We start from the raw sequence: 20,813 nt of genomic DNA, 5'->3' as shown, positions 1-20,813 counted from the left end.
GTCGACGAGCGGCGGCAGCATGGTGCCGACCTCACCGGCGTGGTCGCCGTTGAGGGAGCGGCGCACGGCGACCGCCAGCGGACCGAGGTCGACACGATCAGGGTCTGACGCCGACGGCGAGGCCCACGGGTCCTCGGGGAGGTCGGACGATCGGGGTTCTGCGGCGTGCGACATCCGTCAGCCCGGGATCTCGGTGCGCACGGCGTACAGCTCGGGGAAGAACGTGAGCTCGAGCGCGCGCCGGAGGAACGGCGCACCGCTCGACCCGCCGGTGCCCGTCTTGTTGCCGATGATGCGCTCGACCGTCTTCAGGTGCCGGAAGCGCCAGAGCTGGAAGTTGTCCTCCAGGTCGACGAGCTCCTCGCACGTCTCGTACGCGGCCCAATGCGTCTGCGGGTCGCGGTAGATCTCGGTGAGAACGGGGACGAGCTCCGGGGCGTAGGTCCACGCCGTCGTCACATCGCGCTCGAGCACGGCCGCCGGGATCGGATAGCCCGACCGTGCGAGCAGCCCGAGGAACTCGTCGTACAGGCTCGGCGCCTCGAGCGCCGCCTGGATGAGTTCATGCGCGGCGGCATCCGACTCGAACACCCGCAGCATCGCGGCGTTCTTGTTCCCGAGCGTGAACTCGACGGCGCGGTACTGCGCCGACTGGAAGCCGCTGGCGTTGCCGAGCACGCCGCGGAACTGCCCGTACTCGGCGGGTGTCAGGGTCGCGAGCACCGACCACTGCTCGGTCAGCGTCTTCTGGATGTGCTTCACGCGGGCGATGCACTTCAGCGCGGGCGCCAGCTGGTCCTCGCGCAGCAGCCGGCAGGCGGCGCCGAGCTCGTGCAGCACGAGCTTCAGCCACAGCTCGGTGGTCTGGTGCTGCACGATGAACAGCAGCTCGTCGTGATGCTCGGGATCGCTGAGCGGACGCTGGGCCGACAGCAGGGTGGGCAGATCGAGGTACCCGCCGTAGCTCATGCGGTCCTGGAAATCGGTGACGACCGTTCCCTCGATCGCTCGGGTATTGCGTTCGACGCTCACGGCCTCAGCCTAATGACGACGGATGCCGCGGCGTCAGGGGCTGCCCGCGCCGCGACCGGCGTCAGATGAGGGAGAGCTCGCGCAGCTTCGTCTCGACGTCGGCGTTCGACGGCTCGACGTGGTGCGAGGCGTCGGGATAGACGACGACGGGGATGTTGGTGCGGCCCGAGATGTCGCGCGCCACGTCCGCTGCGGCGGGGTCGGCGACGAGGTCCACGTAGGTGTACGAGATGCCGAGCTCGTCGAGCTGCTTCTTGGTGCGGATGCAGTCTCGGCACCAATCCGCGCCGAACATGGTGATGGTCGAGGGGGAGGTCATCCTTCCATTCTCACCCGGGGATCCTGAGCAGGCGCCGGACGCCGGCCGGTGCCCACGACCGCCCCGGATGCGCGTGCACAACGTCGGCAACGGGCGATCTTCCCCCACCCGTTTGCTTCCCGTTCAGCGCTGCATGGGAAGATATGCGGCAATGCAGCTGTCGATCATCGTCCCGACGTACAACGAGGCTCCCAACGTGGCGGAGCTCGTTCGCCGTGTCGCCGCCGCGCTCGACACGGTGCCGGGTGGCATCGACGCCGAGATCGTCTTCGTGGATGACAGCACGGATGCCACCCCCGACGTGATCCGCGCTGTGGCCGCCGACGCCCCGCTGCCGGTGCGCATGATCCATCGCGACAATGCGGTCGGCGGGCTCGGCGGTGCGGTGCTCGAGGGGTTCGCGGCGGCGGCATCCGACGCCTGCCTGGTCATCGACGGCGATCTGCAGCATCCGCCGGAGAAGATCCCCGAGCTGTGGCGACGGTTCTCGCACGGCGACGTGGACGTGGTGATCGCCTCGCGCTACGCCGGCGGCGGCACCGCGCACGGCCTCGCCGATCGCACGCGCGTGATGGTGTCGAAGTCGTCGACGGCGGTGACCCGCGCGATGTTCCCGATCCGGCTGCGCGATGTCACCGACCCCATGACCGGTTTCTTCCTCATCGACCGCCGCAGCGTCGATCAGGCGCTCCTGCGGCCGCGCGGGTTCAAGATCCTGCTCGAGATCCTCGCGCGTCGTCCGATGCGCATCGCCGAGGTGCCTTTCGACTTCGCCGATCGTCACGCCGGCGAGTCGAAGGCGTCGATGCGGCAGGGACTGCACTTCCTCACTCAGCTGACCGCCCTGCGCTTCGGCAAGATGTCGCTGTTCGCGGTGATCGGCGGCCTCGGCGCGATCGCGAACGTGGCGATCGTATGGGCGCTCACCCAGCTGGGCGTCGACTACATCGTCGCCGCCATCGTCGCCGCCGAGGTGACGATCGTCGGCAACTTCCTGCTGCAGGAGCGCTTCGTCTTCGACGACATGCGCGACAACGCGGCGGGCGTGTGGCTGCGGTTCGCCAAGTCCTTCACGTTCAACAACGCCGAGGCGCTGGTGCGCATCCCGATCGTGGCGGTCATGGTGTCGACCGGCCACATCTCCGCCGTCGTGGCGACGGCGATCACCCTCGTGCTGGCGTTCTTCGTGCGCTTCCTGTTCCACTCGCTCGTCGTCTACGCGCCGCGCAAGCCCGGTGTCGAGCCATCGCGTGCGCGCCGTCTCGTCGAGGAGATCGACCAGGAGGTCATGCAGCCCGGCGAGCTGTAGGAGAGCGGATGCCGCGGCTCCCGTCGCCGGTCATGCCCGATGCTCAGCCATGCGAGACGGCGAGCCCACCGGGGAGCATCTCGTCATGGGCGAGCGATGCGGACATGATCTCGAGGGCGTGACGCAGCGCGGTGCTCGACGTGTGCACCGTATAGGGGAAATAGACGACCTCGACGCCCACCTCGGCGAACTCCCGTTCCAACTGAGCGCCCTTCTCGGTGCCGCGCCAGTCGTCGCCCTTGAAGAAGTGGGTGAAGTGCAGCTGTCGCCACGTCTCGAGCTTGTCGGGCACAGTCTCGATGTGGACGCTGTCGACGTACGTGATGCTCCGGACGATCTCGACGCGCTCGGCGGTCGGGATGATCGGATCGACCTTCTTCACGAGCCGGAGCATCTCGTCGCTCACGACACCCGCGATGAGGAAGTCGCAGTTCTCCTTGGCATGTCGAAGGATGTTGAGGTGTCCGACGTGAAAGAGGTCGAATGCCCCGGCGGCATAGCCGATGCGTACAGCCATGATTCCCCCATGTGAATCCCAAGGTGTCCCACACACCCGGTCTGTACGCCGAACCCTACAGCAGACCTGATCGCACCGACAGGGCCGCGCCTGTCGGTGCGGTGCCGCGGCGTGGTTCGGGATCGCCGGCCTATGGCGCGAGTTGAGGATCAAGGACCGCCGTGACCGCTGCCGCGAGCGCCTGATAGCCCGCCGCGTTGGGGTGGACGCCGTCCTCGGAGAGGAGGTCGGCCCTGCCGAACAGCGGCTGGCCGGAGTCGAGATAGACGAGCTGATTCTCGAGCGCCGCCGCTTGGATCGCCTGGGCGAACTCGCCCGCGGAGGGTGGCGGCGGATCGTCGTCGAACCAGGGAGCCATCACGAAGATCATGGCGTCGGGGTAACGATCGCGGAGCTCGCCGAACAGCGCGTCGGCGGCAGCGGCGACATCGGCCGTCGGGAGGCCGACGTCGTTGCGTCCTCCGGAGACGACGATGTACGTCGGCGAGCCGATGATCTCCTCGATCGTCTGGCCGTAGCTCCCGCAGTACGCGCGCCCGCAGCTGTTCGCGTCGGAGGTTCTGATGTAGCCCGTTCCGCCCAGGCCGAGGTTGTCGACGTCCCATCCGTGCGCTTCCCCGACCAGGGTCGGCCACCGAACCCCGCCGCCTCCCGCTCCTTGCGTGTAGGAGTCGCCGATGAAGACGGCCAGCGGCATAGGCGCGGGGATTGTCGGCGCGGCGGCATCGCCAGGGGGCGTGTACTGAGGGATCTTGCCGCGCGCAGCGCCTCCACTGCTCAAGAAAGCGGCGATGGCGACGACTGCGACGATCACGAGCGTGAGCGCCCACAGCGGCATGCCGCCCACGTCTCTACCGAGCATTCGCATGGCCGTCCCCGCAGACAGACCCGGCCTGGTTTCGGGTACCGGCCGACGAGGAGATCCTACCGAAAATCGGTAACGATCTCGCGGCAATGGCCGTGTCGCCGTCGCGCCGGTTTCTGAGAATCACCTAATATACGCGCTCTCGATTAGGAGCGGCACGCGCCCCGCGGCTAACGTGACGTATTCGTCTGGGGGATCGCGCCGCGATGGGGGTCGTAGCGCAGCCCGCCCCGATCAACTACGAAGGACAAGAGTCACCCGTGACATCTCCCGTTACTCAAAACCTCCGAATATCCCCACGTCACCGCCTTAGAAACCAGCCCGCAACGGGCGAGACCCACGGCCTCGCGCGCCGTACGAAGGCACTGGGTGCCTTCATCATCGCCGCGGTGGTGGCGGGCGCCATCATCCCGGTCACCACAGGCGCGGACCGCGCCAGCGCTGCGGATGAGGTCGTCCTCTCCGCCACCGATACGGCCTGGACGACGACACGTCAGCCGACCGTGCCGCAGTCCGGTCTGCTGAGCGCGACCGCGACCTCCGACCGCACCTACCTCAAGTTCGACGGCGACGCGCTCGCCGGACGCCAGGTGACGGCCGCGACGCTCGTGGTCAAGGTCAACAGCACCACGGCCACCGCGCCCGGACTCGTCGCGTACCCCACTTCCGCCTCGTGGAAGTCCACCTCGCTGACCCACGACAACCAGCCGGGCACGACAGGGTCCGCGGTTTCGCAGCCCAGCGCGACCGCGGTGAAGGGTCAGACGCTCCGCATCCCGCTCGACGTCCGCTCCGTCGCCACCACAGGTGACTTCGCCCTGGCACTGAACTACAGCCAGCGGTACATTCAGCTTCGGATGGAGCGCTTCAACACCGACGTACCCCGCATCGAGGTGAGCACGGCGCCGGTGTCCACGACGCCCACGCCGGCGCCAGCTCCGACGACTCCTGCGGAGACCCCTGCCGACGGCCCGCTCGTCTTCGCGCACTACTTCGTGCCGTATCCGCTGTCGATCGACAACAAGACCGAGTCGACCGACTACTACACCCGCAACTACCTCAGCCCGGATGGTGAGGGCGGCAAGTTCGCATCCGTCGGCGGCCTTCTGCGCGACCGACCGATCTCACCCGGAGTGTCGACCTCGACGACCTGGCGGGTGGACAACTTCGCCACCGAGGTCCGGCAGGCCAAGTCCGCGGGCATCGACGGCTTCACGCTCAACCTCATGAGCGCGAGCGGCCAGAACTGGGACGCCTCCGTCAACCTGATGAAGGCAGCCGCGCAGGTCGGCGGGTTCGCCGTCGTGCCCATGGTCGACGGTTCCTCCAGCTTCTCCTCCAACACTCCCGACACGGCCGCCTCACTGCTCAGCCAGCTCTACAAGTCGGGCTCCGCCTACAAGGAGGACGGCGAATACGTCCTGTCCAGCTTCAAGGCGGAAGGCGCATCGGTCTCGTGGTGGACCCAGGTCATCAACCTGCTCGAGACCAAGTACGGGCTCCCCATCACGTTCCAGGCCGTGTTCAACAACGCGAGCGACGCCAACTTCAAGGCCTACGCTCCCATCGCGGACGGCTTCGGCAACTGGGGAACGCGCACGGAGCGCACGACGCTGAACAGCCCGGACAACGTGGCACGCGCCCACGCCCTCGGCAAGACGTGGATGGCGCCGGTCGCGGTGCAGGACGTCCGCTTCAATTCGCAGTCGTGGGCTGAGGCGAACAACACCGCCTCCGTGCGGGCGCAGTGGAACAGGGCGATCTCCCAGAAGGCCGACTACGTCCAGCTCGTGACCTGGAACGACTACAGCGAGTCGACTCAGATCGCGCCGTCCCAGGACCACGGCTCCGCTTTCCTGGATCTGACGCGGTACTACACCTCGTGGTTCCACACCGGCTCGCAGCCGGCGATCACCTCGGATGCCATCGTGCTCACCCACCGCACGCAGTTCGTGGATGCGAAGCCGTCGTACTCCCAGTCGCTGATGGGCGCCCCCGCCCTCGACGGCACCTCGACGCCTGCTCGCGACACGGTCGAGGCGCTCGTGTGGCTGCCGTCCGCAGCGACAGTGCAGATCACCGTCGGCGGCACGACCACGAGCTTCTCGGCGCCTGCGGGAGTCTCCGCCTACACGGTGCCGCTGAAGCTGGGAAGCGTGTCGGCGAAGATCGTCCGGTCGGGCGCGACGGCGGAGTCCGTCACCTCGCCGTACCAGGTGGTGTCGACGCCGTACGTGCAGGACCTGCAGTACTACGCGGTCAGCAGCTGGTAATACCGGCGGTTCGTCGCGAGACGAGGTGCTCGAGGATCTCCTCGAGCACCTCGTCCATCTTTTCCGCGCTCCGCGCATAGACCCTGCGGGAATGCTTCCACGGGTCCTCGATGTCGTCATGCTCCGTCGAGGCGCCCGCCAGGCCACGCGCCTGCTGGGCGCGGGTCACCAGATCAGGCAGGTCGGCACCCACGCCCGGCGATGCGGGATCGGCGCGCAGGAGACGTGCGAACTGCAGGACGGTGAACGTCCGCGTCGCCGCGGCCGGCATCTGCCGGACGATGAGTCCCCGATGCTCGCGCGAAGCGGTGAGCACGACGTCAGCCCGTGCCACCATCCCCTCCGTCAGCGCCCGCGCCCGGAACTCCGACGCGTCGATTCCTCTGTTCTGGAGGCGCTCGAGCAAGTAGTTGCTCATGGGGTGGCCGAGGAGGGGCGCGACTCCCGCCGACGTCAGACGGATGACGGGACCGCCCGCGGACTCGAGCCCTGCTCGCAGCCCCCACTCCAGGTACGGAGACCGGCACACGTTACCCGTGCAGACGAAGAGGATCGAACCGTTGCCGTCGCTCATGGCGTCAGGTCTCGCGCTGCGACTCGACCGCGCTGAGCGGGGGGAAGTGGGCAGGTGACGCCGAGCGGCGCCTTCCCGCTCGCTGGTCGGACACTTCGTCCACCGGCCGGCCGCGCGGGACGGCGGGCTCTTGCTCGCCCGGATGCGGATCCCCCGACTCATGCGGCGGGACTGTCGTGCCGATGGCTGGGCCATCGTCCGCGGCGTCGGCACCCGGCGCCGCCTCAGACCGTGCGTCCGCGACGTCGTCCTCGGTCGGGCGCGCCGGCGCCTTCGCCGGCGCGTAGTCGTAGCGGCGATCCTCTCGCGATCGGGACATGTTGAACACCGCCCCCTCGACCGACGTCCCCAGGGAGGCCAAACGGTCCAGCGCCCGACGCAGTTCACGCACGCGAAGCACGCGGGCACCGATGACCATGATGACGCCACCGAGCAATCGCGCCACCACTGCACCGTCCGGCACGGGATTGATGGGCGGGCAGTCGATGATGGTCACATCGAAGCGTTCGCGTATCCGCTGGAGTGCCGCGCTCGCCGCGGTCGACTCGAGCAGTTCGCTCGGGTTGGGCGGCCGCGAGCCGGCGAGGAGGACCTTGAGGTCGTCAGGGCCCCAGCTCACGATCGCGTCCTCCAGCGCGATGTCCCCGGTGAGCACGTCGGTGAACCCGGAGTACTCCGGGAGATCGAGCAGGCCGCCCAGCGTCGGTCGGCGCAGGTCGGCTTCCACGAGGCAGACCGCGAGACCCGACGCGGCCAGCGCGGCGGCGATGTTGGCCGCTGTCGCGCTCTTGCCCTCGCCCGGGCGGGACGACGTGATCGAGAAGACCTTGTGGACTTCCCCGGGCTGGAGGAATCGAAGATTGGCGCGCAGCTGCCGATACTCCTCGCCGCGCCGGGAGCCGGCCTTGACGACGGCGATGGGATCCCTCTGCGCGCGGCGGTCGAACGAGACGACCCCCAGCACCGGCAGCCCGGTGATCTCCGTGACCTGCTCCTTGTCGCGGACGCGGGCATCGACGACGCCCCGGAGCACGACGAAGACCGTCGCGGCGACGAGGCCGGCGAGGAGGCCCGTGAGCAGCAGGAGGGGGACATTGGGCGACGACGGCGCCGTCGGAGGCTTCGCCGATTCGATCACCTGCAGCCGGACGGGCGACTGGCCGTCCACACGCGGCGTGAGTGAGGGAACGACCTCCGCGAGGAACTTCGACACCGAGTTGGCGATGGCGGCCGCCCGGGCGGGCGATTCGTCCGTCGCCGAGATGGTGATGACACTCGTGTTGAGGGGCACCGACGTGGATACCTGCCGGCGCAGCTGCGAGATCGTCACGTCGAGGTCGAGGGATTCGATGACGGGGGCGAGCACCACCTCGCGGGTTGCGATCGCACTGAAATTCCGAGCCTGCAGCTGCGAGAAGTTCGACGATTGCGCGAGCTCTCCGGTGCTCGCCCCGCCGGTGACGGTGACGAACACGTCCGCGCTCGCGGTGTACTCGCGGGGAGTGGACACGACGAGCAGCCAACCTGCGAGCACGCCGAGCAGGATGCACGATACGACCACCGCCCAGTGATGGCGGATGAGCCGCAGCAGACTTCTGGTTTCCATACCCTCGTCCGATCACGCCGAGGGGCAGAACGAACCGAAATTCTCCCCAATCCCCTTATAATGCTATATCTCTCGGACTGAGCGCTCAGCACTTCCGAAATCCTCGTGGACGGCGCCGATGACGCGAACCGATCAGCTGTCGCAATCCGGGCCGCGCCGCGACGGATCCCACGGCGCGCGAGTCGCCTACCGCGCTCCCGATGCAGCGGGGGACGACGAGCTGCGACGAGGGTTGCGCGTCCTCTTCCTCGTCACATCCCTGGCGGTCCTGTCGGTCGGGGTCCCGGCATTCCTGATCGCCGATGTCGCGGATCTGCCACGCAGTGACGCCTGGGTCGTCACTCTCGTGCTCCTGGTCTGGGCCGGCATCCGCCTCTCGCTGCTCTGGGTGCGCGGAACGCCGAGGCTGTTCGACTTCTTCTTCTGGCTGTTCGTCTACATCTTCATGGGCATGGCACCGACCGCCCAGATCCTGTCCGGCCTCACGTCGACGACGACGCCCGGAGTCGACACCGGACTCGACATGCCGACGGCGGGGGTGGTCGTGCTCGGCGTGTTCTGCTACGAGGTGGGACGCCTGCTGTTCATGCTGCGAGAGGGTCGTCGTCGGACGGCGGGGCGGCCACTCGTCGTGCGTCCGGTCAGCAGCTGGCGCACCGTCGCGCTCTTCGTCGTCTCCCTCGCCCTGAGCGGCTACGTCCTGTGGAAGCTCGGTGCGATCGCGCTGCTCGGAAGCCGGGATGCGGCGGCCGCGGCGCGTGCCGCCGCGTGGCCGGACCCCGCGGTCCGAAGCATCATCTACGCGAGTGGCATCTACCCGATGCTGGTCGCGGTCGGCGCGATGGCCCAGCTGCGCCGCACCGCGAGCAGTGCCCAGAGTCGTCGGCTGGCGCTGGCCGGAGCCGTGACGGGTGCGGTGGTCCTCCTCCTCATCGTCAATCCGATCACGAGTGCGAGGTATTCCTTCGGGACCGTCGTGTTCGCTCTGGCGGTCTACGCCGGCGCCGTGCGGACGCGCCGACGGGCGCGGATCACGATGCTCGCGGCGATCGCCGGATTCCTGTTCGTCTTCCCGATCGCCGACGCATTCCGCCGCGTGGGTGCGGCGACGGGCACCCGGTCGGGCTTCTTCGACGAGTACCTGTCCAATCCGGACTACGACGCGTTCTGGCAGGTCGCCAATGCGCTGTCCTACTGGGTGGACGGTCTCGTCGCACCGATGAACCAGTTCGCCGGCAGCGTCCTCTTCTGGGTTCCTCGAGCCCTCTGGCCGAACAAGCCCACCGACACCGGCATCCTCCTGGCCGAGTACCGGGGATACACCTTCGACAATCTGTCAGCGCCGACGTGGGCCGAGGCGCTGGTGAACGGCGGCATCATCGCCGTCGTGGTCGGCTTCCTGCTCCTCGGACTGCTGCTTCGTGCGATGGACAGCCGGATCGTTCCCGCCCTGCGAGTCGGCGGGGTCTGGGCCATCGTCGGTGCCATCTTCCCCGTCTTCATGACGATCCTCTTGCGCGGATCGCTGCTGCAGGCCACCGGGGCGCTGTTCCTCACCGTCCTCTGCATCTTGCTCGTCGTCGGCGGCCGGGGACGGGCGGAGGCGGGTCCCGACCCGGGCCCGCCGCCACAGCCCACGCCCGATGCGACCGCCGCCGAATCGATCCACGCACCGATTCAGCGGGCGCCAGAGGCCCCGGCATGAGCAGCCGCTGCTACCGGTAGAAGTGCTCGAGACGCTCGGCGATGACGGCCATGCTGCGCTCCGCGCGCACCGCATCCCGACCGCGCGCGCCCATCGCTGCGGCGCGCTCCGGATCCGCGACCAGGGTGCGCAGCGCATCGGCGAGGCTCTCGACCGTGTGGTCCGTCACGATGCCCGCGTCGTGCTCACCGACGAACGGAGCCAGTCCGCAGCTGTCGGTGACGACGACGGGCAGCCCCACCGACATCGCCTCCAGCACGGACATCGGGTAGGGCTCGTCGACACTCGGCAGCACATACAGCGTGGCCTGCCGCATCCGCGCGGCCGCCCCGCTCATGCGGACAGGACCCTCCCACGTGATGCGATCGGCCGCTCCGGAGGAGGCGATCGCCCTCAGCACCGATGCACCCTCGCCCTCATCCGGTCCGACGAGCGCGAAGGCGGCGTCGGGGAAGTCGGCAGCGACGCGCGCCGCGGCCGCGACGAACGCGACCGGGTGCTTGCGGGGCGCGAGACGAGCAAGGTAGAGCACCCTCGTCGGACCGGCTGCTGCTGCCGCCGCTTCCAGCGGGACCCCGTTGGGCAGCTCTTCCAGTCGAGCCTCACCGCGGGAGACGACGTCCAGCGACGCGCGCTCGCGCGAGGTCAGGTAGGTGACGATCCGCGCTCCGCGCAGCACGGGCCGGGTCAGCGCCAGATCGAGGGGAACGGCGAGCGGATGGCTCGTCTCGTCGATCATGCCGTGCGTCTGCACGACGACGGGCACCGCGCGTCGGAGCGCGATGAGCGCCGAAGGAAGCGTCACCAGGTCGCGCGCCGCGTGCACGTGGACGACGTCGAACTCCCGGGCGTGGCGGTGGACGGCTCTCCACAGCTCGGGGGAGCCGAGCCCGGCGAACCCGGTCCGGGGCAGGAGGGTCCGGGCCGGGAAGAGCCTGGCCGGCACGCCTTCGATCTCGGTCGGCACGTTCCCCTCGAACCCCCGGTGCGTCCCGGCGAGCACCACCTGGTGCCCGCGGTCCTGGAGTGCGCGGAGCTGATTGACCGCGACCCGGGTCGGTCCGCCGTACTCGCCCGACGGGCTCAGCAGCGTGACCACTCCGAGGATCTTCACGCGGTCGGCTCCACCGGGTCGCGGACGGATGCGCGCGGGGCGAGGACGATGGATCCCGGCTGCACGTCCGAGGTGACCAGCGCCGTGGCGCCGACGAGCGCATCCCGGCCCACCCTCACGCCGCGCAGGACCGTCGCCCGCGCCGCGATCCACGCTCCGTCGTCGATCGTGATCGGCGCGTTGTCGAACTCGAACGTCGGCGAGCGTCGGTCGTGGCTCCCGGTGCAGAGGAAGACGCCCTGTGAGACGCAGACGTCACTGCCGATCGTCACCGGCTCGAGATTGAGGATCCACACGCGTTCGCCGATCCATGAGTCGTCGCCGATCGTGAGCTTCCACGGCCAGTGGACGCGAACGCCGGAACGGAGGTTCACACCCTGGCCGATCCTGGCGCCGAACGCTCTCAGCACGGTGACGCGGACCTTGGGCGGCACGAACCAGGGCATCACGAGAAGGCTGGAGGCGAGCTGCCATGCCGCCTGCCAGGCGATGCCGCGCCCTTTGTCGTAGCCGGCGCCCGTGAAACCGGCAAGACTGCGTCGTCCCCCCATGGGCGACATCCTAGCCACGCGTGATTTCCGCGGGTCAGCGGATATGATCACTCGCACGCACCTCGCGGACCGCTCACTGCTGTCGCGGTCGATCACACCGTCGAGGGAGGGCCGGGTGACAGGGTCCGATCGACTGCGAGCGGTGTGGGTGAGCGGCGCCTTCGGGTTCGGCGACGATCTGGCCTACTTCCGTGAGGTCCTCGGGCAGTTCGCCCGAAGGTTTCCGGAGGCCGCCGTCCTGGTGAGAGAGGGCTATCCGCTCGAGCGATACCCGGAGCTCCCGCTCGCCCCGGACCTGCGCTTCTGGGTGCGCGGACGCGACCGCCGGGTGGGGGAGTTCACGTATACGGGCAACCTCCGCGTGCCGACGCCCCGAGCGGTCTGGCGGATGCTGCGGCGTCCGACCGATGTCGTCATCGTCGTCGAGTTCACTCCCACGGCATTGGTCTCGGCCGCCGCGGCGCACCTCCGGCGACGGCGTGTGGTGCAGCTGATCGAGTCCGAGCCGTCGTTCCGCGGCGGCGCGGAGGGCCGACTCGCGACCACGGTGAAGCGGATCTTCGCGCGTCGGTCGCACATCGTGCTGGTGAGCAATGAGCGGACCGCGCGGTACGCGCGGGAGCGTCTCGGCATCCGGGCCGGGCGACTGCGCGTCGGGCCGTACCTCACGTCCCAGCCGGCGGAGGATCCGCCGCCGGCCTTCGACGACGGCGGCCCGGTGCGCTTCCTGTTCCTGAACAGCCTTCAGCGCAGGAAGGGGCTTCACCTCCTGCTCGCCGCCCTCGCCGTCCTCCCCGAGCACGTACGGGAGTGGACACTGGATGTCGTCGGGGACGGACCTGAGCGCGCGGCGCTCGAGCGGCAGGTCGTCGAACTGGGGCTGGTAGCGAGGGTGCGCTTCCACGGTCGGAGGCCGCACGACGAGGTGGCTGCGGACTATGCTCGCGCGCATGTCGTGATCTGTCCGACGCAGGGCGACTACCGCTCGCTCGCGGGCTTCGAGGCCGTCAACGCGCGGCGTCCCGTCGTGCTGTCGGCGCGGGACGGGGCGGCCGAGGAGATCATCGAGTCAGGGGCCGCCGCCGTCGCCGTCGATCCCGTCGACTCGCAAGCGCTTGCCGATGCCCTCGCCACCTTCCTGCGGCACGACGCGCACCTCGCAGAGCAACTGTCGATCGCTGCCGCGCCCCCGCACCGGTTCAGTGTCGAGGCCGTCGGCGCCAATCTCGAAGCCGCGGTTCGAGCGGCGGCGAGATGAGTGCCCGTCCGAGGCTCCCCCGTCCGCTGACGGTCGCGCAGATCCTCTCGAGCGCCGCGGGGGCGCTGCCTCTGCTGATCGCCGCGGTCCGCATGGATCCCGCGGCGTTCACCTCGTTCTCGATCATCACGCTGGCCAGTGCGCTCGCGGTCGGAGGATCCCGGGCGGCGCTCCTCCAACCTGCGCTGATCTTCCAGCGAATCGACTCGCATTCCCTTGTGCCCGCGCGGTACATGCTCATCGTGTCATCGCTGTCTGCTCTCGCGGTGGGGGCGATCGCGATCACGTCGGGCGGGGTCGCTGCCGGCGAGGCTGCGATCATCGGTGTCGCCGGCGCCGTTCCGGTGTTCTACGACTGGGTCCGATTCCGCGCCATCGGCTCGAGCCGCCGCTGGGCCGTGGCAGCCGGAGATGCGGTGCGCGTGGCGCTCGTCTCGGCGACGGCGCTGCCGGTTCTCGCCGCCACGCCGCTGTCGTTCATGCTCGCGATCGGGGTGTCTTGCGCGATCGCGGCTGCCGTGGTGCTCCCTCAGGTCCCGCTGCGCGTGGGGGTCTACCCCTACCGCAGCTACAGGTCGTCCGCTGCCTGGCAGACGCTCGACTTCGTCGTCGGGCAGTTCATCGTCTCGGTGCCCCTCTTCGTGCTCGCCGGTTCAGGCGCGAACGACCTCATCGGTGGAGTCCGGCTCGCGCAGACCCTGCTCGGGCCCTTGAATCTGGCGTTCGCGGCGACGACGACGAACATCGTCGCCGACGGCGCCACGCATGCCGACTACCGGCAGGCGTCGGCGATCATCGCGCGCGGCTGGCGTGCCAGCATCCGGCTCGGACTCCTCGCGACCGCCGGTGTCGCGTTCCTTGTGGGCGTCGTCTGGTTCAGCGGCTGGGCGCCAGCGGGCGTCGAACGTGCGGACCTCCTTCTCGGCCTCGTCCTGGTCGGCGCGTCGACGATCCTCACGGGATGGGCGGGCATCCACGGCATCGTGCTGCGGGTGCTCGATCACCAATCGGCGGTCACGCTGGTCCGCATCGGCATCGCCGTGGCCACGACAGCAGGGTTCCTCTTCGGCTACGCGCTCGGCGGCGACGAGTGGAGCCTCGTGCTGGGCTTCGCCGCGAACGCGGTCTCGGCCCCGCTCCTGTTCCTCCCCGTCGCGCTGTTCTACTACCGACGCGACACACGTGCGGCGCCGTAGCCGCCCGTCGCTCAGCTCGTGCTTTTCAGCACCCTGAACCACTTGAGGAGCAGAGCGACCGTGATGAGTGCGGTCAAGGCTCCGAGGGCGGCATAGACGACGAAGAAGATCTGCGACGCCCCCCACAGGAGGAAGGCGAGGGCGAGGACCCCGTAGTCGGCCGGGAGCAGGCCGACCGCGCGGATCGCCGAGGGCGACCGTGGCGGGCCGGCGGGGTGGGGCCGAGTCCTGCGAAGCAGCTCGAAGATCGTCATTCCCGAGAAGAGCACGACGGCGACCAGCATGTAGGCCAGCGGGATCAGCAGCCACGCCCCGGTCAGGAGCCCCTGCGTCGCCGCCGCCACGAGCACCGCGGCGTGGACGGCGACCATCTTGCCGGAATCGACGACGTGGTCGAGCCATTCTCCGGCGAGGCTGCCGCGCCCGGTCAATCGCGCGACCTGGCCGTCCGCGGAGTCCAGCGCGAAGCCGAGCACCAGGAGGAACGCGACGACGAGACCCGTGACCCACCCGACGGGGCTGATCACCAGCACGATCAGGCCCACGGCGGTGCAGAGCGCCGAGACGGCGGTCACGCCGTTGGGGGAGACCCCGGTGGAGGCGGCTGCCGCCGCAAGGACCCGTCCTACGGGACGGTTGATGTACCGCGAATACAGCGAGACGCCCACTCGGCTCTTCTGCGAGCTCGACAAGGAATCCATGGCTTCGCGAAAGGTCAGGCCGGACATGTCCCCCACTGTCCCCGCACACTCTGGCACGAGTATCGGGATCCACCCTGCCGCCTGACGCGTGGTCGTGTAAACTCCTCGGTCAAGCGTACTGGCAAGTTGCACCCGACGATGATGCCGAAAAGCGCAGCGACAGCACGTGTGCCCGCGGACGGGAGCCTGTGGGCGACCGGTGATCCACTGGGGAGGTGCGGCACCGGTCTCGAATTCTGGGAATCGGGGTTGACGTGCGTACTCGCTTTTTCGCGAGCCTTGCCGCTATTGCGGCGCTCGCGATCGGAATGATCGCTTTACCACCTGCAGAAGAGGCGAAAGCCCTCTCGCCTGATCTGCCGTTCAGCGCCGATGCGCTGCCCACATGGCAGACCAACGGTGTGGTCTGGCAAGTGGCGATATCCCGCGGCAGGGCAGTCGTCGGGGGAAGCTTCAGCCAGATCCGCCCCGGCGCAGCACAGTCGGGCGCTGCGCGAAGTCTGCAGAGCCTGGCCATTCTGAACGCCGCGACGGGGGAGCCCGACGCGTGTCAGCTGCCGGTCGCCTACAGCGGCGGTGCGGCATCGGTGTACGCGGTGAAGGCGGCACCCGACGGCAACACGGTCTTCATCGGCGGCCAGTTCACGAGCGTCGGCGGCGTTGCCGTGAGCCGGCTCGCGGAGATCAACGTCGTGACCTGCGCGGTCACGCCGTTCCGGGTGAACGGCATCTCCAACTACGTGCTCGAGATCGAGCCGGCCGCCGACGCGGTCTACTTCGGCGGCGTCTTCCAAACCGTCGGCGGGCAGACCAGGCGCAGCTTCGCGAAGGTGAACCGCGCAGGAGTTCTGCAGACCGCGTTCGTCGCCAACGCGTCCGGCGCGACGGAGGAGCTGTACAGCAACACCGTCGTTCCCAACAAGAACGCCCGCGGGGATGCGCTCCAGCTCTCCCCGGACGGGACCCGACTTGCGATCGGGGGTGACTGGTTCGACATCAACGGATCGGCATCGCACAGCTTCGCCGTCGTGGATTCGACGACGGGAGCGGTGTTGCGCACATGGCCGGCGAACACGGTCGGCAACACCTCGCGGACGAAGACGATCAGCTCCGATGGGGTGCGCTTCTTCGTGGCGCAGGAGGGATTCGCCGGATTCGACGGCGCGCTCTCCTACAACTGGTCCGACTACAGCCAGGCCTGGCGCGACAATTGCGCAGGCGCGACGCAGACGATGGTGCCATATCAGGGACTGCTGTTCCAGGCGCACCACCATCACGACTGCGGCGCGATGGGGATGTTCCCCGACGGTCGCCGCACATTCCTCTCAGTGACCCACGCGGACGACCCGACGCAGCTGCAGATCGGCTGGCTTCCGGAGCTGAACGACGGCACCGGCGAGGGCATCGGCCCGCGCTCGATCGCGATCGGGCCGGGCACGAACGGCACTCCGTACCTGTGGGTCGGCGGCGAGTTCACCCGCGTCAACGGGGCCAGTCAGCAGGGGCTGACGCGGTTCAGCCCGACCGACACGGGCGCCCCACCGGTCCCGGCCCTCGCGGCGCGCGCCATCACGCCGAACGCGGTCCAGGTCAACATCCGCGGTGTCTACGACCCGGACGACTCGGACATCACGTACGCCGTCTATCGCGGCAACAACACGACGACCCCCGTGTGGACGGGCGTGGCCCAGTCGAAGCACTGGTATCGCTTCCAGGCGACCTTCGTCGATACGGATGTCACTCCCGGAACGAGTTACACGTATCGCGTGCGCGCGATCGACCGGGCGAACAATCAGAGCGCCCTGTCGGGGACGGCGACGGTCACGGCCTCGGCGACGGGCTCCGTCTACGCATCCACGGTCATCGCGGATCAGCCGCGGCTCTTCTACCGCTACGACGACACGGCGAACGCCCAATGGGTCGTGGACAGCGCAGGACCGACGCTCGTCGGGCTCAACGGCCTCGCGCAGAACGGTGTGAACCGCACCGCCGCGGGTGCGATCCCCAACGACGCCAGCCGTAGTGCGACGTTCACCGACACCCAGCCGAACGGATTGCCGCAGTACATCTGGAACGACGTCATCGCTCCCGGACCCACCGTGTACTCGGTGGAGACGTGGTTCCGCACGACATCGACCACCGGTGGGGCGCTTGCCAACTACGGGTCCTCGACCGGTCGTCCTCGCACGGACGACGGCACGGATCGCACCAGTGGCACGGTCGACCGCGTCGTGTACATGGAGAACGGGACCGGGTTCCTCCGGTTCGGCGTTCGCGCCGGGTTCGGCACCACCACGTTGCGGAGCCTCGCGGCCGTCAACGATGGGCAGTGGCACCACGTGGTGGGCACCCAGGGCCCGGGCGGCATGCAGCTGTACGTCGACGGGGTCCTCCAGGCGCAGAACGCCACGACGGGCAGCGGCACCTACAACGGCACGTGGCACGTCGGCGGCGACAGCCTCAACGGCTACCCGAGTGCGGGCAACACCCTGGTGAACCGCTACTTCGACGGGCAGCTGGACGAGACGGCGGTGTACTACCGGACGCTGTCGCCACAACAGGTGCAGAACCACTTCAGCGTCGGGACAGGCTTCGTCGACACAGTGGTGCCGAGCACGCCCCAAGGGGTGGGTGCGTCGTTCGACGGAGCGAATGTCGACGTGAGCTGGACCGCCTCGACCGACAACGTCGGGGTCGCGGGGTACCGGGTCTATCGCGGGACGACCGCCGGGTTCACCCCCGCGGCCGACACGCTCCGCGGGACGGTCGCCGGCACGACGTTCGAAGACGTCGCACCGCCTCCTGGCACGTTCTACTACAAGGTCGTCGCCTTCGACGGAGCCGGCAACGCGAGCGTGGCCTCCGCCGCCTCCGCTCCCGTCACCGTCGTCGACGGTGTGGCGCCGAGCGTCCCGACGGGAGTGAACGCTGTGGCGGCCGGTCAGGCGGCCGACATCTCGTGGACGGCCTCGACCGACAACGCCGGGGTGACGGGCTATGCCCTCTACAGGGGGTCGGACGCCGGCTTCGTACCGAGTATGGAGACGCTCATCCAGCCGAACATCGTCGGCACCTCGTATCACGACGCGCCGCTCTCCGAGGGCACGTGGTACTACAAGGTGACCGCCCGCGACGCCGCCGGGAACGTCTCCGGTGCGTCGAGCGCGGCATCCGTCGTCATCGTGGCTCCCGACAGCACGCCGCCGAGCGTGCCCGGGGGGCTGACGGCGACCGTCGAGGGCGCCAACAACGTCGTCCTGAACTGGAGTGCCTCGACGGACAACGTCGGCGTCACCGGATACCTCGTCTACCGCGGCACGACGGCCGGGTTCACGGCGAACGACGCTTCTCGGATCGGCGACGTGACGGCGACGACCTTCACCGACAGTGCTCGACCGCAGGGCACCTGGTTCTACAAGGTGGCCGCGAGGGATGGGTCGTCGAACGTGAGCGCGGCCTCGGCCGCCGTGAGCGCCACGGTGACCAACCCACCGGCTCCACCCACGACGCAGACGATCGTGACGACCGCCGATTCGATGGCCGCAGTCATCAACCCGACGTTCGCCTATGGGACCACCAACCAGATATCGTCGCGCTTCAACACCACGATCGAGTCGTTCCTGCGGTTCGACCTGCCGGCGGCGCCGGCCGGGCAGGTGCTCACGTCGGCGACGATCTCGCTGCGGACGTCCACCGATCCGACAGCAGGGTCGACCGACATCCACGAGTTCCGGCTTGTCAGCGGCACGTGGCAGGAGAGCACGATCACCTGGAACAACCGTCCGACGACCGCGGGGGCGGCCGTCCTCGGGCAGCTCACGGGAGCGACGGCGGTGAACAGCCCCTACATCGCCAACCTCTCCGCTGCCGACCTGGGACCGCTCGCCGGCACATCGATCACCCTGCGACTGTCCAGTCCGGCGGGCAGCGACAACGTGCGGCTGTGGTCCCGTGAGGCGACGTCACCGGACTATCGACCGACACTCACGCTGACGTACACGACACCCTGAGCGGGGGAGAGGCCGGCGGCGGAGCGAGCCCTCCGCCGCCGGACCGGCCGCCGCCCTTCCCGGCGGCGGCCGGTGAAAGGGATGCTGCGTCCGGGTCGATCTCGGTCAGTGGTGGAGGACCGGGCGGTGCCCGCGGCTCCGCGAGCCGGCGAGCGCGCCGGCCGACGCACGGCGACCCGACACCATCGCCGCCTGGAGGGTCGCGTCGAACGAGGCGACCGCGGTGTCGACTCCGAGATGCACATCCCGATAGTTCTGCGCGGCGTGACCGAACGCCCGTGCTGCCGCCGGATCAGCCGCCAGACGCTCGGCGGCATCGACCAGTGCGGCCGGGTCGCCCGCAGGGACGCACGGGCCGGCTCCGGCGGCGCAGACCTCGTCGTGCGTGATGCTCGACGGGTCGACCGCCGCGATCACCGGAAGCCCGGTGGCGAAGTACGTCGTCAGCTTGCTCGGGACGGCCATCTCGGTGACACCCGGCCGCTCGTTGACGAGGAGGATGTCGGCCGAGGCGAGCGCCCGCTCGAAGACGCCGTCGGGCAGCGGATCGAGGAACTGCAGTCGTGAACAGGCAGCCATCGCCTCGAGGGAGGCGCGCTGATTTCCGTCGCCCAGCAGGACGAACTTCACCTGAGATCCCCGTCGAGCGGCCTCGAGGGAGGCATGGACGACGTTCTCGAGTCCCTGCTTCGCCCCGATGTTGCCCGCGTGCAGGACGATGACGTCATCGTCCGCCCAGCCGAGCTCCCGGCGGAGCACGCTGTCGCGCCCGGCGCCGTCCGTCCTCACGTGCGACCAGTTCCGCACGACGTCGACGGGCGTGGCGACCGACAGGTCCTCCTCGAGCACGCGTCGGAATCGGTCATGGATCGCCACGACCCTGGCGGCGGAGTTCATCAGCCCGCGCTCGAGTGCGGCGATCCCCGCCGCGCCATGCGACACGGCACCTGTCTCGCGCGCACCGAGCGTGTAGATGTCCTGCACCCACACGATCGTCGGTATGCCGGTCAGCGCAGCGCGGACGGCTGCCAGCCGCGAGGAGATCATCGCGGGGCTGACCAGGACGACGGCATCCGGGCGGTGCCAACGGGCGAAAGTGGCCCTGAGTCCGAAGGTCAACTCCGAGAGCGCCCGATCGACCATGGTGTGGCGTCGAGGCACGTAGTGGCGCAGTCGCGTGACGTCGACCTGATCCCGCGTCTCGGTGCGAGTCCAGCCGCCGTAGCCGTCCTGGACCTTCCACCATGGATAGTGCGGATGCGTGGTGATCACCCTCACCTGCCATCCACGCGCCGCCAGGGCGCACGCCATGCCCTCCGTGTAGGGCGCGATGCCCGTCGGCTCGGGTGCGTAGTTGATGCCGACGAAGAGCACCCGCGGTGCCGTTCGACGTCTCGTCGCACCCTCCGATGAGGCGGAGGTCGCAGACGTCGCCGAAGCTCGCACCGTCTTCACCGTCTTCACCGTCTCCGGCGACGTCGATACGCGTGACGATCGGGCGCCGAGGCGCCATTCCCCAGTCATCTTTCCTCCCCAGGGGCGCGCGACGACACCGTCACGACGCATCTCGGAGAGCGCTCCCCAGCGCGGTCCATCGGTCGTCGGTTTCGGGTTCGACGACCGTCAGCGTCCCTCGCCTGCCGGCGCGCAACGCGTTCCATTCGACCGTCGGTTTCGGGTTCGACGGCCGTCAGCGTCCCGCACCTGGCGGCGAGGGACGTTATCGGGCACACCATACAGCGCAACCGCGTCGCGCGGAATAGACCCTTCGAACGCGACGCAT

General features: G+C 69.0%; 16 protein-coding genes. 6 read left to right on the top strand and 10 right to left on the bottom strand.

The window, feature by feature from the left end; genetic code table 11:
- Positions 1-177: 177 nt before the first annotated feature.
- Positions 178-1,032, bottom strand: coding sequence for a tryptophan 2,3-dioxygenase (gene kynA, locus VIP82_RS16505; protein WP_331910559.1), 855 nt, complete (start codon positions 1,030-1,032; stop codon positions 178-180).
- 61 nt (positions 1,033-1,093) lie between these two features.
- A complete protein-coding gene (locus tag VIP82_RS16500) occupies positions 1,094-1,351 on the bottom strand; it encodes a glutaredoxin domain-containing protein (protein WP_331910557.1) in 258 nt (85 codons plus the stop codon).
- A gap of 151 nt (positions 1,352-1,502) precedes the next feature.
- Between VIP82_RS16500 and VIP82_RS16495 the strand changes: the two genes are divergently transcribed.
- Positions 1,503-2,660: a glycosyltransferase gene (locus VIP82_RS16495; RefSeq protein ID WP_331910555.1), complete on the top strand. Its 1,158-nt coding sequence runs from the start codon at positions 1,503-1,505 to the stop codon at positions 2,658-2,660.
- 43 nt (positions 2,661-2,703) lie between these two features.
- Here the strand turns inward: VIP82_RS16495 and VIP82_RS16490 are convergent, their stop codons facing one another.
- Both VIP82_RS16490 and VIP82_RS16485 read right to left on the bottom strand, forming a co-directional pair.
- Complete coding sequence (locus VIP82_RS16490; RefSeq protein ID WP_331910553.1) at positions 2,704-3,177, bottom strand: FAD synthase family protein; 474 nt, start codon at positions 3,175-3,177, stop codon at positions 2,704-2,706.
- Positions 3,178-3,307: 130 nt separating this feature from the next.
- A complete protein-coding gene (locus VIP82_RS16485) occupies positions 3,308-4,039 on the bottom strand; it encodes an SGNH/GDSL hydrolase family protein (RefSeq protein WP_331910551.1) in 732 nt (243 codons plus the stop codon).
- Between the two features lie 392 nt (positions 4,040-4,431).
- Between VIP82_RS16485 and VIP82_RS16480 the strand changes: the two genes are divergently transcribed.
- Positions 4,432-6,315, top strand: coding sequence for a glycoside hydrolase family 71 protein (locus VIP82_RS16480; RefSeq protein WP_331910549.1), 1,884 nt, complete (start codon positions 4,432-4,434; stop codon positions 6,313-6,315).
- Here VIP82_RS16480 and VIP82_RS16475 read toward each other — a convergent pair.
- Positions 6,302-6,889, bottom strand: a complete 588-nt coding sequence (locus VIP82_RS16475; RefSeq protein ID WP_331910547.1) for an arsenate reductase/protein-tyrosine-phosphatase family protein — start codon at positions 6,887-6,889, stop codon at positions 6,302-6,304. The genes VIP82_RS16480 and VIP82_RS16475 overlap by 14 nt on opposite strands.
- Before the next feature lie 4 nt (positions 6,890-6,893).
- Positions 6,894-8,495 carry a tyrosine-protein kinase domain-containing protein gene (locus VIP82_RS16470; protein WP_331910545.1) on the bottom strand — a complete coding sequence of 534 codons (1,602 nt, stop codon included), beginning with the start codon at positions 8,493-8,495 and terminating at the stop codon, positions 6,894-6,896.
- Between the two features lie 118 nt (positions 8,496-8,613).
- Here VIP82_RS16470 and VIP82_RS16465 point away from each other — a divergent pair, with 118 nt between their 5' ends.
- The gene (locus VIP82_RS16465; RefSeq protein ID WP_331910543.1) at positions 8,614-10,200 is read left to right on the top strand and encodes a hypothetical protein; all 1,587 of its coding nucleotides are present in this window, start codon (positions 8,614-8,616) and stop codon (positions 10,198-10,200) included.
- Positions 10,201-10,210: 10 nt separating this feature from the next.
- Here the strand turns inward: VIP82_RS16465 and VIP82_RS16460 are convergent, their stop codons facing one another.
- Complete coding sequence (locus tag VIP82_RS16460) at positions 10,211-11,314, bottom strand: glycosyltransferase (RefSeq protein WP_331910541.1); 1,104 nt, start codon at positions 11,312-11,314, stop codon at positions 10,211-10,213.
- The gene (locus tag VIP82_RS16455) at positions 11,311-11,865 is read right to left on the bottom strand and encodes a DapH/DapD/GlmU-related protein (RefSeq protein WP_331910539.1); all 555 of its coding nucleotides are present in this window, start codon (positions 11,863-11,865) and stop codon (positions 11,311-11,313) included. Before VIP82_RS16455 ends, VIP82_RS16460 begins: the two co-directional genes overlap by 4 nt.
- Positions 11,866-11,980: 115 nt before the next feature.
- Here VIP82_RS16455 and VIP82_RS16450 point away from each other — a divergent pair, with 115 nt between their 5' ends.
- Together VIP82_RS16450 and VIP82_RS16445 are read left to right on the top strand one after the other, a co-directional pair.
- Positions 11,981-13,123: a glycosyltransferase family 4 protein gene (locus VIP82_RS16450; protein ID WP_331910537.1), complete on the top strand. Its 1,143-nt coding sequence runs from the start codon at positions 11,981-11,983 to the stop codon at positions 13,121-13,123.
- The gene (locus tag VIP82_RS16445) at positions 13,120-14,319 is read left to right on the top strand and encodes an MATE family efflux transporter (protein ID WP_331910535.1); all 1,200 of its coding nucleotides are present in this window, start codon (positions 13,120-13,122) and stop codon (positions 14,317-14,319) included. The genes VIP82_RS16450 and VIP82_RS16445 overlap by 4 nt, the downstream gene beginning before the upstream one ends.
- An 11-nt stretch (positions 14,320-14,330) precedes the next feature.
- Here VIP82_RS16445 and VIP82_RS16440 read toward each other — a convergent pair whose 3' ends face one another.
- On the bottom strand, positions 14,331-15,047 hold the full coding sequence (locus VIP82_RS16440) for a CDP-alcohol phosphatidyltransferase family protein (RefSeq protein ID WP_331910533.1): 717 nt from the start codon (positions 15,045-15,047) through the stop codon (positions 14,331-14,333).
- A 227-nt stretch (positions 15,048-15,274) separates the two neighbouring features.
- Between VIP82_RS16440 and VIP82_RS16435 the strand changes: the two genes are divergently transcribed.
- Positions 15,275-19,030, top strand: a complete 3,756-nt coding sequence (locus VIP82_RS16435) for a LamG-like jellyroll fold domain-containing protein (RefSeq protein ID WP_331910531.1) — start codon at positions 15,275-15,277, stop codon at positions 19,028-19,030.
- Between the two features lie 105 nt (positions 19,031-19,135).
- On the opposite strand, the gene VIP82_RS16430 is transcribed toward VIP82_RS16435, so the two are convergent.
- On the bottom strand, positions 19,136-20,404 hold the full coding sequence (locus VIP82_RS16430; RefSeq protein WP_331910529.1) for a glycosyltransferase: 1,269 nt from the start codon (positions 20,402-20,404) through the stop codon (positions 19,136-19,138).
- Between the last annotated feature and the right edge of the window lie 409 nt (positions 20,405-20,813).

Source organism: Microbacterium sp. (genome assembly GCF_036566905.1).
In the GTDB taxonomy this organism is placed as follows: Bacteria; Actinomycetota; Actinomycetes; order Actinomycetales; family Microbacteriaceae; genus Microbacterium.
This window is presented reverse-complemented; position numbering and strand designations above follow the sequence as displayed.

Bases quoted from the DNA above. Each gene is read 5' to 3' on its own strand.
- VIP82_RS16500 (WP_331910557.1), bottom strand. From the start codon at position 1,351: ATGACCTCCCCCTCGACCATCACCATGTTCGGCGCGGATTGGTGCCGA.
- VIP82_RS16495 (WP_331910555.1), top strand. From the start codon at position 1,503: ATGCAGCTGTCGATCATCGTCCCGACGTACAACGAGGCTCCCAACGTG.
- VIP82_RS16490 (WP_331910553.1), bottom strand. From the start codon at position 3,177: ATGGCTGTACGCATCGGCTATGCCGCCGGGGCATTCGACCTCTTTCAC.
- VIP82_RS16485 (WP_331910551.1), bottom strand. From the start codon at position 4,039: ATGCTCGGTAGAGACGTGGGCGGCATGCCGCTGTGGGCGCTCACGCTC.
- VIP82_RS16475 (WP_331910547.1), bottom strand. From the start codon at position 6,889: ATGAGCGACGGCAACGGTTCGATCCTCTTCGTCTGCACGGGTAACGTG.
- VIP82_RS16470 (WP_331910545.1), bottom strand. From the start codon at position 8,495: ATGGAAACCAGAAGTCTGCTGCGGCTCATCCGCCATCACTGGGCGGTG.
- VIP82_RS16465 (WP_331910543.1), top strand. From the start codon at position 8,614: ATGACGCGAACCGATCAGCTGTCGCAATCCGGGCCGCGCCGCGACGGA.
- VIP82_RS16455 (WP_331910539.1), bottom strand. From the start codon at position 11,865: ATGGGGGGACGACGCAGTCTTGCCGGTTTCACGGGCGCCGGCTACGAC.
- VIP82_RS16445 (WP_331910535.1), top strand. From the start codon at position 13,120: ATGAGTGCCCGTCCGAGGCTCCCCCGTCCGCTGACGGTCGCGCAGATC.
- VIP82_RS16440 (WP_331910533.1), bottom strand. From the start codon at position 15,047: ATGTCCGGCCTGACCTTTCGCGAAGCCATGGATTCCTTGTCGAGCTCG.